Source organism: Streptomyces sp. NPDC005728, assembly GCF_040630895.1.
GTDB lineage: Bacteria > Actinomycetota > Actinomycetes > Streptomycetales > Streptomycetaceae > Streptomyces.
In genome coordinates this window covers 1-13,568 of the sequence record NZ_JBEXYL010000071.1, presented here as the reverse complement: position 1 = coordinate 13,568, position 13,568 = coordinate 1, and the positions used below count along the sequence as shown (strand labels likewise).

Below are 13,568 nucleotides of genomic sequence, written 5' to 3'. Positions count from 1 at the left end.
GTTTCCGAAGGACTTGACGCACACATGAACAAGAACATCCGCCGCTCGATCGTGGTGGCCGCCGGTGTCACCGGCGCCTGGGCACTCGGCTCGGCCGCGGCCAGCGCCGACGAGCTGTCCACCCCGGCGGTCTCCGTACCGGACACCGACAGCACCGCCGGCACCCTCGCCGACACCGTCGGCGGCGTCCTCACCGACGTCCACGACACCGTCTCCGACGTGACCGGCACGGCCGGCGCGGCCGTCTCGGGCACCACGGCCCAGGCTCAGCAGCAGACCCGGACCGTCACCGCAACGGCCGACCAGGCCCGCCGCCACGTCGACGCGAAGGCTCCGGCCGCCGCGAAGATCCGGGGCGGCCAGGCCATCAAGGGCGCCCGGGCGGCCCGGGCGCAGACCGAGGCGCAGGCACAGCAGACGCAGGCAGCGGCCGCCCGGGCCGCCGGCCGGACCACCACCGACGCGGCCGCGGCGGCCCACGCGGCCGCCCACCACACCGCCGCCCACCTCACCGCTCCCGCCACACCCTCTGTGCCCTCCCCCCAGGGCGGGATCGACTACCTCTTCGGCCCGCTCTCCTCCTTCGCCCCCGAGGTGGAGGAGGCCCTGGCCGCCGCACAGACCAAGCTCCAGGCCGTCCGGCCGGCCGCGCGCCTGCGGGCCGAGGGCGTCGAGGGAGCCGTACGGACGACGGCACAGCAGACCGCGGCCGGGGCGCAGGGCCGGACCGCCGGTGCGGCCTCCCTCGCGCAGGGCGAGGCGGCCCGGGCGACCGGCGCCGCCGAGGCCACCGTCGCCTCGGTTCCCGCGCATGTCACCGGCACGGTCACAGGTGCGGAGCAGCGGGTCGTCGGCACGGTGCGGGCCGTGCCGGGCACCGTCACACCCGTCGTGGACGAGACGACCGCCGCGGCGGTCCCGCCGGTGGCGTCCGCCGCCGTGGCCGGGGTGCTGCCGGTCGCCCACGAGGCCGTGGCGGGCGTACTGCCGACCGCGGGGTACGCGGTCACGGGCGTGCAGGGCACGGCCACGGGCGCGGTGACAGGCGTGGTGCCCACCGCCGGGTACGCGGTCGCGGGCGTCCGGGGCACGGCCTGGCACGCCGTGGCCGGCGTGCACGGGGTCGCCACGGACGCCGTGGCCGATGTGCACGGGGTCGCCACGGGCGCGGTGGGAGACGTGCAGGGTGTCGGCTGGACGGCCGGGGGAGACGTGCACGGCGTCGCCGCCACCGCCCTCGGTGACGCGCTGCCCCTCGCCGGCGGGGTGGTCGCGGACGTGCCGCCCTACGCCACCGGGCTGACCGGGCAGGTCGCCCACGACGCCGTGGACACCGTGCTGCCGCCCGTGGCCGGGACGGCTGTGCACGGGGTCGTGCCGGTCGCCGGGCAGGCCGTGGCGGACGCGGGGACGCTCGTGTACGGCGTGGGCGGTGACGTGCGGCCCTTCGCCGGCGGCGTCGTGGGCGCCGTACCGCCGCTCGCCCATGGGGTCACCGGGCAGGCCGGCGCCTTCGCGGAGGGCGTGACCGGGCAGGTGCCGCCGTTCGCGGCCGGAGCCACCGGTGCCGTGCGGCCATTCGTGGACACGATCACCGACACGATCACCGGGACCGTGCGGCCGGTCGTGGACGGGGTCGGCGGCAGCGCGAGCGGGCTGGCGTACGGGGTCACCGGCGAGGCCGGACCCTTCGCGGGCGGGGTCGTCGGCGAGACCGCGCCCCTCACGCGGCAGGCCGGGCCGTTCGTGCAGGACCTCGGCGGGACCGTGCAGGCCACCGGCGGTCCGCTGGCCGGGCACGCCGTGGCCGGAGCCGACGGCGTCGGCCGATCCCTCACCCCGGGTTACGTCCAGGACCTGGCGTACACCCACGGCGTGCAGTAGGGCTGAGCGCTCAGCACCCGCTCCGCGGGGGCGAGCGGACCCGGACGGCCGAACGCCGTCGGTCGGTCCGGCCGTACCCCCGCGGGACGGGGCGGGTGGTCCCCATTGGGGTGGGGATCAACCGCCCCGGGCCCCTCGGGGCCCGCCCAGAGGCCTCACCGGGTCAACCCCAGCCCGGTGAGGCCTCGCACATCACCCCGATCGCGGCACGCTGTGCCAGGAACCCCGGCATCATGTGACAGGTATCACCGCTCAGGTGTGACCCGCGATTTAGGGCCCTCCCGCAAGCAGAGATAACCTGCGAGACGGACATGCCGCGCGCTCGGACACCGTGTGCGCCCCCCTAGTGACAAGCGGACGTCACGTTGCCCTTCGCGGCACGCCCACGCATCCAACGAACCGCGAGATCACTGATAGGGACGGAAGCGCGTGGACCTGTTCGAGTACCAGGCGAGGGACCTCTTCGCCAAGCACGATGTACCGGTGCTGGCCGGTGAAGTCATCGACACGCCTGAGGCGGCCCGCGCAGCCACCGAGCGCCTCGGTGGCAAGTCTGTCGTCAAGGCCCAGGTGAAGGTCGGCGGCCGTGGCAAGGCCGGTGGCGTGAAGCTCGCCGCCACCCCGGACGAGGCCGTCGCCCGTGCGACGGACATCCTCGGCATGGACATCAAGGGCCACACGGTCCACAAGGTGATGATCGCCGAGACGGCCCCGGAGATCCTGGAGGAGTACTACGTCTCCTTCCTCCTCGACCGTGCCAACCGCACCTTCCTCTCCATCGCGTCCGTCGAAGGCGGCATGGAGATCGAGGAGGTGGCGGCCACCCGTCCGGAGGCCGTCGCCAAGACGCCGATCGACGCCAACGAGGGTGTCACCGAGGAGAAGGCCCGCGAGATCGTCGCGGCCGCCAAGTTCCCGGCCGAGGTCGCCGACAAGGTCGCGAACGTCCTCGTCACGCTGTGGAAGACCTTCATCGAAGAGGACGCGCTCCTCGTCGAGGTCAACCCGCTGGCCAAGGTCGCCTCCGGTGACGTCATCGCCCTGGACGGCAAGGTCTCGCTGGACGAGAACGCCGAGTTCCGCCAGCCGGAGCACGAGGCTCTCCAGGACAAGGAGTCGGCCAACCCGCTCGAGGCCGCCGCCAAGGCGAAGAACCTCAACTACGTCAAGCTCGACGGCGAGGTCGGCATCATCGGCAACGGCGCGGGTCTCGTCATGAGCACCCTGGACGTCGTCGCGTACGCCGGTGAGGCGCACGGTGGCGTCAAGCCCGCCAACTTCCTCGACATCGGCGGCGGCGCCTCCGCGGCCGTGATGGCGAACGGCCTGGAGATCATCCTCGGCGACCCGGACGTCAAGTCCGTCTTCGTCAACGTCTTCGGCGGCATCACCGCGTGCGACGAGGTCGCCAACGGCATCGTCCAGGCGCTGAAGCTCCTGGCGGACCGCGGCGAGGACGTCACCAAGCCGCTCGTCGTCCGTCTGGACGGCAACAACGCCGAGCTGGGTCGTCAGATCCTCTCCGACGCCAACCACCCGCTGGTCCAGCGCGTGGACACCATGGACGGCGCGGCCGACAAGGCCGCCGAGCTCGCGGCTGCGAAGTAAGGGACGAGGGACACACAGCCATGGCTATCTTCCTCAACAAGGACTCCAAGGTCATCGTCCAGGGCATGACCGGCTCCACGGGCATGAAGCACACCAAGCTCATGCTCGCCGACGGCACGAACATCGTCGGTGGCGTGAACCCGCGCAAGGCGGGCACCACCGTTGACGTCGACGGCACCGAGATCCCGGTCTTCGGCACGGTCGCCGAGGCGATCGAGAAGACGGGCGCGAACGTGTCCGTCCTCTTCGTGCCGCCGGCCTTCGCCAAGGCCGCCGTGGTCGAGGCGATCGACGCCGAGATCCCGCTCGCGGTCGTCATCACCGAGGGCATCGCGGTCCACGACTCGGCCGCGTTCTACGCGTACGCCGTGTCCAAGGGCAACAAGACGCGGATCATCGGCCCGAACTGCCCCGGTCTCATCACCCCGGGCCAGTCGAACGCCGGCATCATCCCGGGCGACATCACCAAGCCGGGCCGCATCGGCCTGGTCTCGAAGTCCGGCACGCTGACGTACCAGATGATGTACGAGCTGCGTGACATCGGCTTCTCCTCGGCCGTCGGCATCGGTGGTGACCCGATCATCGGCACCACGCACATCGACGCGCTCGCCGCGTTCGAGGCCGACCCCGACACCGACCTGATCGTGATGATCGGTGAGATCGGCGGCGACGCCGAGGAGCGGGCCGCGGCCTTCATCAAGGAGAACGTGAAGAAGCCGGTCGTCGGCTACGTCGCGGGCTTCACCGCGCCCGAGGGCAAGACGATGGGCCACGCCGGTGCCATCGTCTCCGGTTCGTCCGGCACCGCCCAGGCGAAGAAGGAGGCTCTCGAGGCCGCGGGCGTCAAGGTCGGCAAGACCCCGACCGAGACCGCGAAGCTGGCCCGGGAGATCCTGAGCGCCTGAGTTCCCCGGTTGCACGTGGGTGGGCCCGTTCCCTGGCGGGGGCGGGCCCACCGGCGTTTCCGCTCGCTGCACCGGCGGGTGACTGCACGACCCCCCGCACCCACGTGGGTCAGCGTGCGGCCGGCCGCAGCCGTTCCGGGCCGCCGACATCCGTCCTGTGCAGTTTCGCGCGCAGGGCCAGTTCCGCCTGGGACAGGGGGCCCAGGGCCGGCGCCGGCGGCACGCCCTGTACTGCCTGGGCCGGGGCCAGCGGGGGCTCGTAGTGGGTCGGCGCCGTCCGCAGGGTCAATGTCGTCGCGCCGATGATCGTGACCGTGAAGGCGATGGCCGATCGGGTCCAGAACACGTTCCGGCGCTCGCCGCACGTCCGTACGGTGCGCGGCCTGGCGGCGTGCAGGCGCTCCCGGGCCGCCAGTTCGAGCAGCCGACGGTGCAGTTCGGCGGGGTCGGCCAGTTCCGGTACGTGTGCGGCCACGGCCTCCCGGGCCCGGGTCAGCCGGCCGGCCGCGGCCGGGGTGCTCGCCTCCGTCTCGGCCGCGGTCTCGGGCAGGTCGAGGCCGACGCCGTCGTACAGGACGAGCGTGCGCCGGTACGACGGCGGGAGCTTCAGCAGGGCGTGCAGCAGCGCGCGGTCGGCAGGGTCGGTGGGCGGGGGCTCGGGCTGGCGGTAGCGCGGGCGGAAGCGGTGCCAGGGGGAGAGGGCGCACTCGTACGCCATCGCGCGCACCCATCCGCCCGGGTCCCGGTCCTGGGCCACCTCCGGCCAGCGCTGCCAGGCGAGCTGGAAGGCCCGCTCCACGGCCTCCCGGGCCAGCTCGCGGCGCCCGGTGAGCAGGTATGTCTGCCGTACGAGGGCGGGGACGCAGAACGCGTAGAGCGCGTCGAAGGTCTGATCGGGCGTCAGGGGCCGTGGCGGCGCGGGTGCTGCCCCTGGTCCGGCCGGTTGTGTGCCGAAGCCGGCTTGCCCCACCGGCTGCTGAGTCTCCGTCACCGTACACCCCTTTGTACGAAAAAGAACATAAACATATATTGAGCGACACTTCGGGAGTTCGCCTGTTACGACGGGAAAGCGCGTGTCGTTGGGAGCATGGCGGCGTGACCCTGATGACCGCTCGCCGACCGTCGTTGTCGCCCCTGCTGCACCGCATGCGCGACCGCTCGCCCGGGCTGGGCGCGAGCCTCCTGGGCGGTGCGGTCGCCGCCGGGCTCGGGCTCGGCTCGCTCGCCGTGCTCGTCCTGGCGCTGTGGATCAGCTCGCCGTACCCCGACAGCGGACCGGCCGGCGCGCTGCACATCGCCGCCGCGCTGTGGCTGCTGGGCCACGGGGTCGAACTCGTCCGCACCGACACACTCTCCGGCGCACCCCTGCCGGTCGGCGTGACCCCGCTGCTGCTGTTCGCGCTGCCGGTGTGGCTGCTGTACCGGGCGGCGCGGGACGCGAGGGACGTGTCCGCCGAACCCGACGGCCCGCCTCCGGTCCCGGCGCGTACGGCGTGGACCGGGGTGGTCCTCGGCTACCTCGGCGTCGGCGGTGCGGCCGCCCTGTACTGCTCCGGCAGCGAACTGCGGCCCGTGTGGGGCTGGGTGACGGTGTGTCTCCCGCTGGTTGCGGCGGGCGCGGCGGCGGCCGGGGTGTGGTCGGCCTGCGGCCACCCGCGCGAGCCCGTGCCGAGCCTGCTGCCGGTGCTGCCGGGGCCGGTGCGGCGGCTGGTGTCCGGGGCGGACGCCGGGGTGCGGCTGGGCGCGGCCGTACGGGCCGCCGGAGCCGGGACGGCGGTGCTCTTCGGCGGCGGGGCGCTGCTGCTGGGGGTGTCGCTGGTGCTGCACGGCGACGCGGCGCGGGCCTCCTTCCTGCAGCTGACGGAGGGCTGGACGGGCCGGTTCGCCGTCCTGCTCCTCGGGATCGCGCTGATCCCCAACGCGGCGGTGTGGTCGGCGTCCTACGCCCTCGGCCCCGGCTTCGCCCTCGGCACCGGGCACCTGGTGAACCCCCTCGGCTCCGACCCGGCCCCGCTGTTGCCCCCGTTCCCGCTGCTCGCCGCGGTACCGGACGCGGGCGCCGGAACACGGCTGAACTGGGCGGCGGGGCTGGTGCCGGTGGCGGCCGGGGTGACGGTGGCCTGGTTCGTGGCACGCGCGGCCGCGAGACGCGGGGAGCAGGGGAAGGCGGAGGGTGCCGATCAGGCGCCGGGGCCCTGGTCGGCCGTGCTGACCACTGGGGTGCTCATGCTGGCGGCGCTGGTGTGCGCGGCGGCCTTCGCCCTCCTGACGGTGCTGGCCGGCGGTCCGCTGGGCGTGGCCGCGCTGGCCCGTTTCGGCCCGGTGTGGTGGCAGAGCGGGGGAGCGACCTGGCTGTGGATGACGGTGGTCGGAACGCCGGTGGCGCTGACGGTGCGGGCATGGCGGCTGCGGGGGCGGCGAGCCCACGGCACGGTCCCTGGGCAGGGCGCGCAGCCGGTGCAGGGCACGGAGCCGGGGAGCAAGCCGCGAACGGAGAGCGGGAAGGCGGAGGAGAAGGCCGCGAAGGAGGAGACCTCGACCGCTTCACCGAACGCCGCCGCGAAGGAGACGACGCAGGAGTCGCAGGAGCCGCAGGAGACGTCGAAGGAGCCGCAGGAGGCGAAGGAGGCGAAGGAGGCGAAGGTGGCGAAGGGGACGGGGGAAACGTCGGGGAAGGCGGCCAAGAGCCCGGGCTACCGCGGGGAACACACGCTCCTCGGTGCCGAGCCCGACGAGGGCGACCAGTACGACGTCCTGCCCGCCTCCGACCCCTTCCCCCCGGCCTGGCACGACGACCTCTCCAGGGCCGCCCGCTGGGCGGCCCTGCGCGATGCCGCCACGCCCGTGGACCCGCGCGACCCGGCAGCCGCCTCGGCGGACGCGCCCGTCCCGCACGCCGAGCCGCCCGCTCACACCGACCGGCCGCCCCTCCCGGAGCCCTCGCCTCCCGCGGACGCGGACCGTCCGAAGGGGGAAGAACCCGACGTGGAAGGCACGCCGTAGACCGGTGCCCGGGGAGGCGGTCCCTCAGCTGTTGTCGACTCCGAGCACGCCGCGCAGCTCCTTCGGCAGGAGCTGGTCGCAGGACTGCTTGGCCTCGTGGGTGAGGGCGTCGCTGACGCAGGTGTAGTAGTCGCGGTAGACCAGCTGTGCCGTGAACACCGTGCCCACCATGGCAAGCGCCAGGGAGGCCGTGACCAGGCCGCCGATCGCCGCCGTGGTCTGCGGACGGGGGCCCTGGGCGGGCGCGGGGGTGTCCGGGTCGGGGGTGCGGGGCCTGGCGCGCAGGGCGCTGATGCCCCAGTACAGGGCCAGCGCGCCCAGCAGCAGGGCCACGTACGGCCAGCCGAACAGGACGAAGAAGACGGACCACATGCCGGACAGCAGGGCGTAGCGCGCGCGGCGCTGGCCCGGGTCCGTCGGGTCCCAGCGCATGTTTGCCGGGCCACCCGGGCCACCCGGGCCCTCGGGGCCGCGGCCGGGACGCTCGCCGAAGCCGCCGGGTGAGCGGCCGGGCTGGCGGTCGCTCCACTGGCTGCCCCACGAGGAGCCGCCCCCGGAGTGCGCGGAGCCCTCGGGGTGGCGGGGCTGCCAGGGCCGGTCGGGGCTGCCCTCCGGCGGCGGCGCGAAGGGGTTGTCGTCCTGCTGCTCATCACCGCGTCCGTCGCCGTCCCGCCCACCCCGGGGCGCCTCGGGCGGCGAGGCCGGGCGTTCCCGCAGCAGCACGGCGCCACGCTCGCCTCCCTGGGCCGGGCGCGGGGGAAACGTGAGGAGTCGCAGGCTGCGATCGGGCATCAAAAGAGCGTCTTCCCCTAGGTGACTACGGCAGTCCGATGTGAGCTTCCACCCCGTGAACGCACCGCACGGCGACCGCGTTCCCGAGGCTGCTCCTTCGTGATTCGTCCCGAACGCTACCTTCCGGCCACGCCCCCGTCCCGTGGGGGCCTCCCAGAGTGCCGGTATCGTTGCTGACGGTCGGCCGCTTCGTAGACTTCCCCGTATCCCGGGGCGCGAAGCATTCGTACGACTGTACAAACGCCGGCCGGACACAACGCTCCCCCGAGAAAGGGCCCCACCGTGGCCGCCACCCCCGCTGGCCAAGCGGTCAAGCGCCTCGTCGTGCTGGTCTCCGGATCCGGCACCAACCTGCAGGCGCTCCTGGACGAGATCGAGCGCACCGGAGCCGAGTCGTACGGCGCGAGGATCGTCGCCGTCGGGGCCGACCGCGACGGCATCGAGGGGCTCGCCCGCGCGGAGCGGGCCGGGCTGCCGTCGTTCGTGTGCCGGGTGAAGGACTTCGCCACCCGCGAGGAGTGGGACGCGGCCCTCACCGATGCGGTGGCCGCGTACGAGCCCGACCTGGTGGTCTCCGCCGGGTTCATGAAGATCGTCGGGAAGGAATTCCTCGCGCGGTTCGGCGGGCGGTTCGTCAACACCCACCCTGCGCTGCTGCCCAGTTTTCCCGGGGCCCACGGCGTGCGCGACGCGCTCGCGTACGGCGCCAAGGTCACCGGCTGCACCGTCCACTTCGTCGACGACGGCGTCGACACCGGGCCGATCATCGCTCAGGGCGTGGTGGAGGTCCGGGACGAGGACGACGAGAGCGCGCTGCACGAGCGCATCAAGGAAGTCGAGCGAAGGCTGCTCGTCGAGGTCGTGGGGCGGCTCGCCCGGCACGGCCATCGCATTGAGGGACGAAAGGTAGTTATCCAGTGACCGCCACCGCCGAGAGCACCAAGCGGCCCATTCGCCGGGCGCTCGTCAGCGTCTACGACAAGACCGGGCTGGAAGACCTCGCGCGCGGGCTGCACGAGGCCGGTGTCGAGCTCGTCTCCACCGGGTCCACGGCCGGCCGTATCGCCGCCGCCGGTGTCCCCGTCACCAAGGTCGAGGAGCTGACCGGCTTCCCCGAGTGCCTGGACGGCCGGGTCAAGACCCTGCACCCGAAGGTGCACGCGGGCATCCTCGCCGACCTGCGCCTCGACAGCCACCGCGAGCAGCTCGCCGAGCTGGGCGTCGAGCCGTTCGACCTGGTCGTCGTGAACCTCTACCCGTTCCGGGAGACCGTGGCCTCCGGCGCCTCGGACGACGAGTGCGTGGAGCAGATCGACATCGGCGGCCCCTCGATGGTCCGCGCCGCCGCCAAGAACCACCCCTCCGTGGCCGTGGTCACCAGCCCGGAGCGGTACGGCGACGTCCTCGCCGCCGTCGCGGCCGGCGGCTTCGACCTCGCCACCCGCAAGCGGCTGGCCGCCGAGGCCTTCCAGCACACGGCCGCCTACGACGTGGCCGTGGCCTCCTGGTTCGCGTCCGGATACGCCCCCGCCGACGAGTCTCCCTTCCCCGACTTCCTGGGCGCCACCTGGGAGCGCGCGCACACCCTGCGCTACGGCGAGAACCCGCACCAGCCCGCCGCCCTCTACGTCGACGGCAGCAGCGGCGGCCTCGCCGACGCCGAGCAGCTGCACGGCAAGGAGATGTCGTACAACAACTACACGGACACGGACGCCGCCCGCCGTGCCGCGTACGACCACGACGAGCCCTGTGTCGCGATCATCAAGCACGCGAACCCGTGCGGAATCGCGGTCGGCGCGGACGTCGCCGAGGCGCACCGCAAGGCGCACGCCTGCGACCCGCTGTCCGCGTTCGGCGGCGTCATCGCCGTGAACCGTCCGGTCAGCAAGGAGATGGCCGAGCAGGTCGCGGAGATCTTCACCGAGGTCATCGTCGCGCCGGACTACGAGGAGGGGGCCCTGGAGGCCCTCACCAAGAAGAAGAACATCCGCGTACTGAAGGCCCCGAACGGCCCGTGCAACCGGCTGGAGGCCAAGCAGATCGACGGCGGCGTGCTGCTGCAGCAGACCGACCGGCTCCAGGCCGACGGCGACGACCCGGCCAACTGGACCCTGGCCAGCGGCGAGGCGCTGAGCGCGGAGGAGCTGAAGGACCTGGCCTTCGCCTGGAAGGCGTGCCGGGCGGTGAAGTCCAACGCGATCCTGCTCGCCAAGGACGGCGCCTCCGTCGGCGTCGGCATGGGCCAGGTCAACCGCGTCGACTCCTGCAAGCTCGCGGTCGAGCGGGCCGGCGAGGAGCGCGCCGGCGGCTCCTACGCGGCCTCGGACGCCTTCTTCCCCTTCCCCGACGGACCCGAGATCCTGATCGAGGCCGGCGTCCGGGCGATCGTCCAGCCGGGCGGCTCGGTCCGTGACGAACTCGTCGTGGAGGCTGCCAAGAAGGCCGGCGTGACCATGTACTTCACGGGCACGCGCCACTTCTTCCACTGAGCCCGCAGGGCAAACGAGAAGCGGCCTCCGGCTCCCCGCGCAGGGGGCCGGAGGCCGCTTCCGTCAGGCCGTGCGGTCCGGCTCAGTTCGAGCGGATCACGATCGAGCCGCACACCTTGTCGGCGAACGTCTGGCGCTTGGAGTCCCAGGCCGGCCACAGGTAGCCGAGGTAGCAGGGCAGGCCGTCCAGGATGTGGGCCAGCTGGCGCACGAACGCCATGCCTCCGCCGAGCGGCTGCCCGGTCTCTTCCTTGAGCGTGCGGATGCCGAGCGCCTTCTTGCCGACGGTCTGGCCGGTCTTGCCCTCCATGATCACCTGCCAGACGAACAGGCCGATCAGGGCGAGGAAGCCGATGATCGAGAGGATCGGGGCGTTCTTGGCGCCTGCGATCGTGAGGGCATAGGGCACCGCGTAGAGCAGGGTGTCGAGCAGCCGGGCGAGGAAGCGCTGGCCCCAGTTCGCGTACGTCGGCTGCATGCCGTAGCCGCCCTGCTGCGGGTAGCCCGGGTAACCCGGCTGCTGCGGGTAGCCGTAGCCCTGCTGCGGCGGGACGCCCTGCGGGGCCTGCGGGTAGCCGGGCTGCTGGGGGTAGCCGGGCTGCTGCGGGTAGCCGTAGCCCTGCTGGGGGTCCTGCGGCTGACCGTAGGGCGAGTTGGGCGAGCCGAAACTCATGGCGGAATTCCTCCGTTGAAACTGCGGGGACGACGCGGAAGGAGCGGAGGAACGTCAGGATCTGAGCGGTTTGCCCCCCAACCGGACCGCGATACTGCGCCGTTCATCGTCGTAGGAAAGGCGAGTTCTTGTCCAGCCGGATTCGCAATGCGTTGTGCAAGTGCAACATCACCGATCAAGAGCGGACATCCGGAGCCGGGCCCGGGGTTTCCCCCAGGTGCGGCGCGGCAGGGACCCGGATTGGAACCGGGGGCCGGTCATCCGCGAGGATGGTGTCATGACCGCCCAGATTCTCGATGGCAAGGCCACCGCAGCCGCGATCAAGTCCGATCTGACCGCCCGCGTGGCGGCGCTGAAGGAGAAGGGCGTCACGCCCGGCCTCGGCACGATCCTGGTCGGGGACGACCCCGGCAGTCAGAAGTACGTCGCCGGCAAGCACCGCGACTGCGCGCAGGTGGGCATCGCCTCCATCCAGCGCGAGCTGCCGGCCACGGCCACCCAGGAGGAGATCGAGGCGGCCGTCCGGGAGCTGAACGAGGACCCGGCCTGCACCGGCTACATCGTCCAACTCCCGCTGCCCAAGGGCATCGACGAGAACCGCATCCTGGAGCTGATGGACCCGGACAAGGACGCGGACGGCCTGCACCCGATGAACCTCGGCCGCCTCGTGCTGAACGAGCCGGCGCCGCTGCCCTGCACCCCCAACGGCGTGCTCACCCTCCTGCGCCGCTACGGCGTGGAGATCAAGGGCGCCGAGGTCGTGGTCGTCGGCCGGGGTGTGACCATCGGCCGCCCGATGCCGCTGCTGCTCACCCGGCGCAGCGAGAACGCCACCGTGACCCAGTGCCACACCGGCACCCGGGACCTGTCCGCCCACCTCAGGAAGGCCGACATCATCATCGCGGCCGCCGGGTCCGCCCACCTGGTCCGGCCCGAGGACGTCAAGCCGGGCGCGGCCGTGCTGGACGTCGGTGTCTCCCGCAGCGCCGAGGGCAAGATCGTCGGCGACGTCGACCCGGCCGTGGCCGAGGTGGCCGGCTGGATCTCCCCGAACCCGGGCGGTGTGGGCCCCATGACCCGGGCGCAGCTGCTGGTCAACGTGGTCGAGGCGGCGGAGCGCAGTGCCGGCTGAGGACGCCCACCGCACGCAGCCGCCCCCACGCGACGCGATCAGCACTCCCGAGGCCGAGGGGCGCTCCCGGCGTGCCACGCGCCGCTTCCCGCGGTTCACCAGGGACACCGCCCGCCCCGAGGGCGGCGGCCGGGCCGCCCCCGGTGACGCCCCGGCGCCCGCCCGGCAGTGGCCCCTGCTCGTCGTGCTGTCCGCGGTCGCGCTCGGCCTGCTGCTGACCGCGCTCGACGTGTTCCGTTACGGCACCCTGCTGATCGGCGCCGCCCTGCTGGCCGGTGCGGTGATGCGCTGGACCCTGCCCCGGGTCGGCATGCTCGCCGTCCGCTCGCGCTTCACGGACATCGCCACCTACGGCATCCTCGGCCTGTCGATCGTCCTGCTGGGGTTGATGGCCCAGCCCAGGCCATGGCTGGTGATCCCGTTCCTGAAGGGCACGTTGCACTTCACGGTCACCAAGTAGCGCCGCCGGCCCGGCGCATGACCCGGGAACGGCGGCTCGTCCCCTCCCCCGAGCAAGGACGAGCCGCCGTCGGGATCCAGCCTTCCCTGCCATGAACCACCTGTTCAACGGCTGTCCGTGCGCTGTGGCACGGAAGTGACCGTTCCGCTACCGTGTCCGCGCTCTGCCACATGTGTGCCCGTTGTGTCGATGTGTTGACAGTTCGGGGATATGTCACGAAGGCTCCGTAGAACGGGGTTAACGTGTCCAAGGTGTCCAATCAGGACGGTCCGGTGAAGTGTGGGGCGCTCGGCGTGCGCCGGGGCACAACCGGCGGGGCGATGCTCCCGTGCGCCCCCACTCCGGGAACTGGGATCCCCGGTCGGCGCATCCCTGTGGGTAGCCAGAGGGGGCGCCGGGGGGACCGGGGCGGCGCGAGGTCACGTGCGGGGGAACGGCGCGGGGAAGCGACGGCACCAACCGGGGAAGTGGGGGGAAGCAATGCCTCGATGGAAAACCTTGCCGGATGAGCTGGATCCGCAGATCAAGGAGTTCACGAGCCAGTTGCGGCGGCTCGTGGACCGCAGCGGCCTGAGCATCGCGGCGCTGGCCGACCGGACCGGCTACAGCAAGACGTCCTGGG

Annotated in this window: 12 protein-coding genes; 9 read left to right on the top strand and 3 right to left on the bottom strand. The window is 72.8% G+C overall.

Annotation, left to right across the window (positions count from 1 at the left end; all coding sequences use genetic code 11):
* Positions 1–24: 24 nt before the first annotated feature.
* The 3 genes from ABZ471_RS34520 to sucD all read left to right on the top strand — a co-directional run bounded on the left by ABZ471_RS34520 (position 25) and on the right by sucD (position 4,397).
* On the top strand, positions 25–1,884 hold the full coding sequence (locus ABZ471_RS34520; RefSeq protein WP_359072091.1) for a hypothetical protein: 1,860 nt from the start codon (positions 25–27) through the stop codon (positions 1,882–1,884).
* Positions 1,885–2,313: 429 nt separating this feature from the next.
* Positions 2,314–3,492, top strand: a complete 1,179-nt coding sequence (gene sucC, locus ABZ471_RS34515) for an ADP-forming succinate--CoA ligase subunit beta (protein WP_359072090.1) — start codon at positions 2,314–2,316, stop codon at positions 3,490–3,492.
* Between the two features lie 20 nt (positions 3,493–3,512).
* Entirely contained in the window at positions 3,513–4,397 is an 885-nt protein-coding gene (gene sucD / locus ABZ471_RS34510) for a succinate--CoA ligase subunit alpha (protein WP_359072088.1), read from the top strand.
* Between the two features lie 109 nt (positions 4,398–4,506).
* On the opposite strand, the gene ABZ471_RS34505 is transcribed toward sucD, so the two are convergent.
* Entirely contained in the window at positions 4,507–5,388 is an 882-nt protein-coding gene (locus tag ABZ471_RS34505) for a sigma factor-like helix-turn-helix DNA-binding protein (protein ID WP_359072087.1), read from the bottom strand.
* Between the two features lie 113 nt (positions 5,389–5,501).
* Between ABZ471_RS34505 and ABZ471_RS34500 the strand changes: the two genes are divergently transcribed.
* On the top strand, positions 5,502–7,400 hold the full coding sequence (locus ABZ471_RS34500) for a DUF6350 family protein (RefSeq protein WP_359072132.1): 1,899 nt from the start codon (positions 5,502–5,504) through the stop codon (positions 7,398–7,400).
* Positions 7,401–7,424: 24 nt separating this feature from the next.
* On the opposite strand, the gene ABZ471_RS34495 is transcribed toward ABZ471_RS34500, so the two are convergent.
* Positions 7,425–8,192, bottom strand: a complete 768-nt coding sequence (locus tag ABZ471_RS34495; RefSeq protein WP_359072085.1) for a hypothetical protein — start codon at positions 8,190–8,192, stop codon at positions 7,425–7,427.
* Between the two features lie 282 nt (positions 8,193–8,474).
* On the opposite strand from ABZ471_RS34495, the gene purN reads away from it, so the two are divergent.
* Both purN and purH read left to right on the top strand, forming a co-directional pair.
* Positions 8,475–9,113, top strand: coding sequence for a phosphoribosylglycinamide formyltransferase (gene purN / locus ABZ471_RS34490; protein ID WP_359072083.1), 639 nt, complete (start codon positions 8,475–8,477; stop codon positions 9,111–9,113).
* Positions 9,110–10,681: a bifunctional phosphoribosylaminoimidazolecarboxamide formyltransferase/IMP cyclohydrolase gene (gene purH / locus ABZ471_RS34485; protein WP_359072082.1), complete on the top strand. Its 1,572-nt coding sequence runs from the start codon at positions 9,110–9,112 to the stop codon at positions 10,679–10,681. Before purN ends, purH begins: the two co-directional genes overlap by 4 nt.
* 82 nt (positions 10,682–10,763) lie before the next feature.
* On the opposite strand, the gene ABZ471_RS34480 is transcribed toward purH, so the two are convergent.
* Positions 10,764–11,354: an RDD family protein gene (locus tag ABZ471_RS34480; protein ID WP_359072080.1), complete on the bottom strand. Its 591-nt coding sequence runs from the start codon at positions 11,352–11,354 to the stop codon at positions 10,764–10,766.
* A 277-nt stretch (positions 11,355–11,631) separates the two neighbouring features.
* Here ABZ471_RS34480 and ABZ471_RS34475 point away from each other — a divergent pair, with 277 nt between their 5' ends.
* From ABZ471_RS34475 to ABZ471_RS34465, 3 genes are all read left to right on the top strand, one after another.
* Positions 11,632–12,486, top strand: coding sequence for a bifunctional methylenetetrahydrofolate dehydrogenase/methenyltetrahydrofolate cyclohydrolase (locus tag ABZ471_RS34475; protein ID WP_359072078.1), 855 nt, complete (start codon positions 11,632–11,634; stop codon positions 12,484–12,486).
* Positions 12,476–12,946 (top strand): DUF3017 domain-containing protein, encoded by a 471-nt coding sequence (locus tag ABZ471_RS34470; protein WP_359072076.1) that lies wholly within the window; start codon positions 12,476–12,478, stop codon positions 12,944–12,946. Before ABZ471_RS34475 ends, ABZ471_RS34470 begins: the two co-directional genes overlap by 11 nt.
* A gap of 480 nt (positions 12,947–13,426) precedes the next feature.
* Positions 13,427–13,568: helix-turn-helix transcriptional regulator (locus tag ABZ471_RS34465; protein ID WP_359072130.1), on the top strand; the 142-nt coding region annotated here is incomplete at its 3' end.

Bases quoted from the DNA above. Each gene is read 5' to 3' on its own strand.
- ABZ471_RS34480 (WP_359072080.1), bottom strand. From the start codon at position 11,354: ATGAGTTTCGGCTCGCCCAACTCGCCCTACGGTCAGCCGCAGGACCCC.
- ABZ471_RS34495 (WP_359072085.1), bottom strand. From the start codon at position 8,192: ATGCCCGATCGCAGCCTGCGACTCCTCACGTTTCCCCCGCGCCCGGCC.
- ABZ471_RS34475 (WP_359072078.1), top strand. From the start codon at position 11,632: ATGACCGCCCAGATTCTCGATGGCAAGGCCACCGCAGCCGCGATCAAG.
- ABZ471_RS34520 (WP_359072091.1), top strand. From the start codon at position 25: ATGAACAAGAACATCCGCCGCTCGATCGTGGTGGCCGCCGGTGTCACC.
- sucD (WP_359072088.1), top strand. From the start codon at position 3,513: ATGGCTATCTTCCTCAACAAGGACTCCAAGGTCATCGTCCAGGGCATG.
- ABZ471_RS34500 (WP_359072132.1), top strand. From the start codon at position 5,502: ATGACCGCTCGCCGACCGTCGTTGTCGCCCCTGCTGCACCGCATGCGC.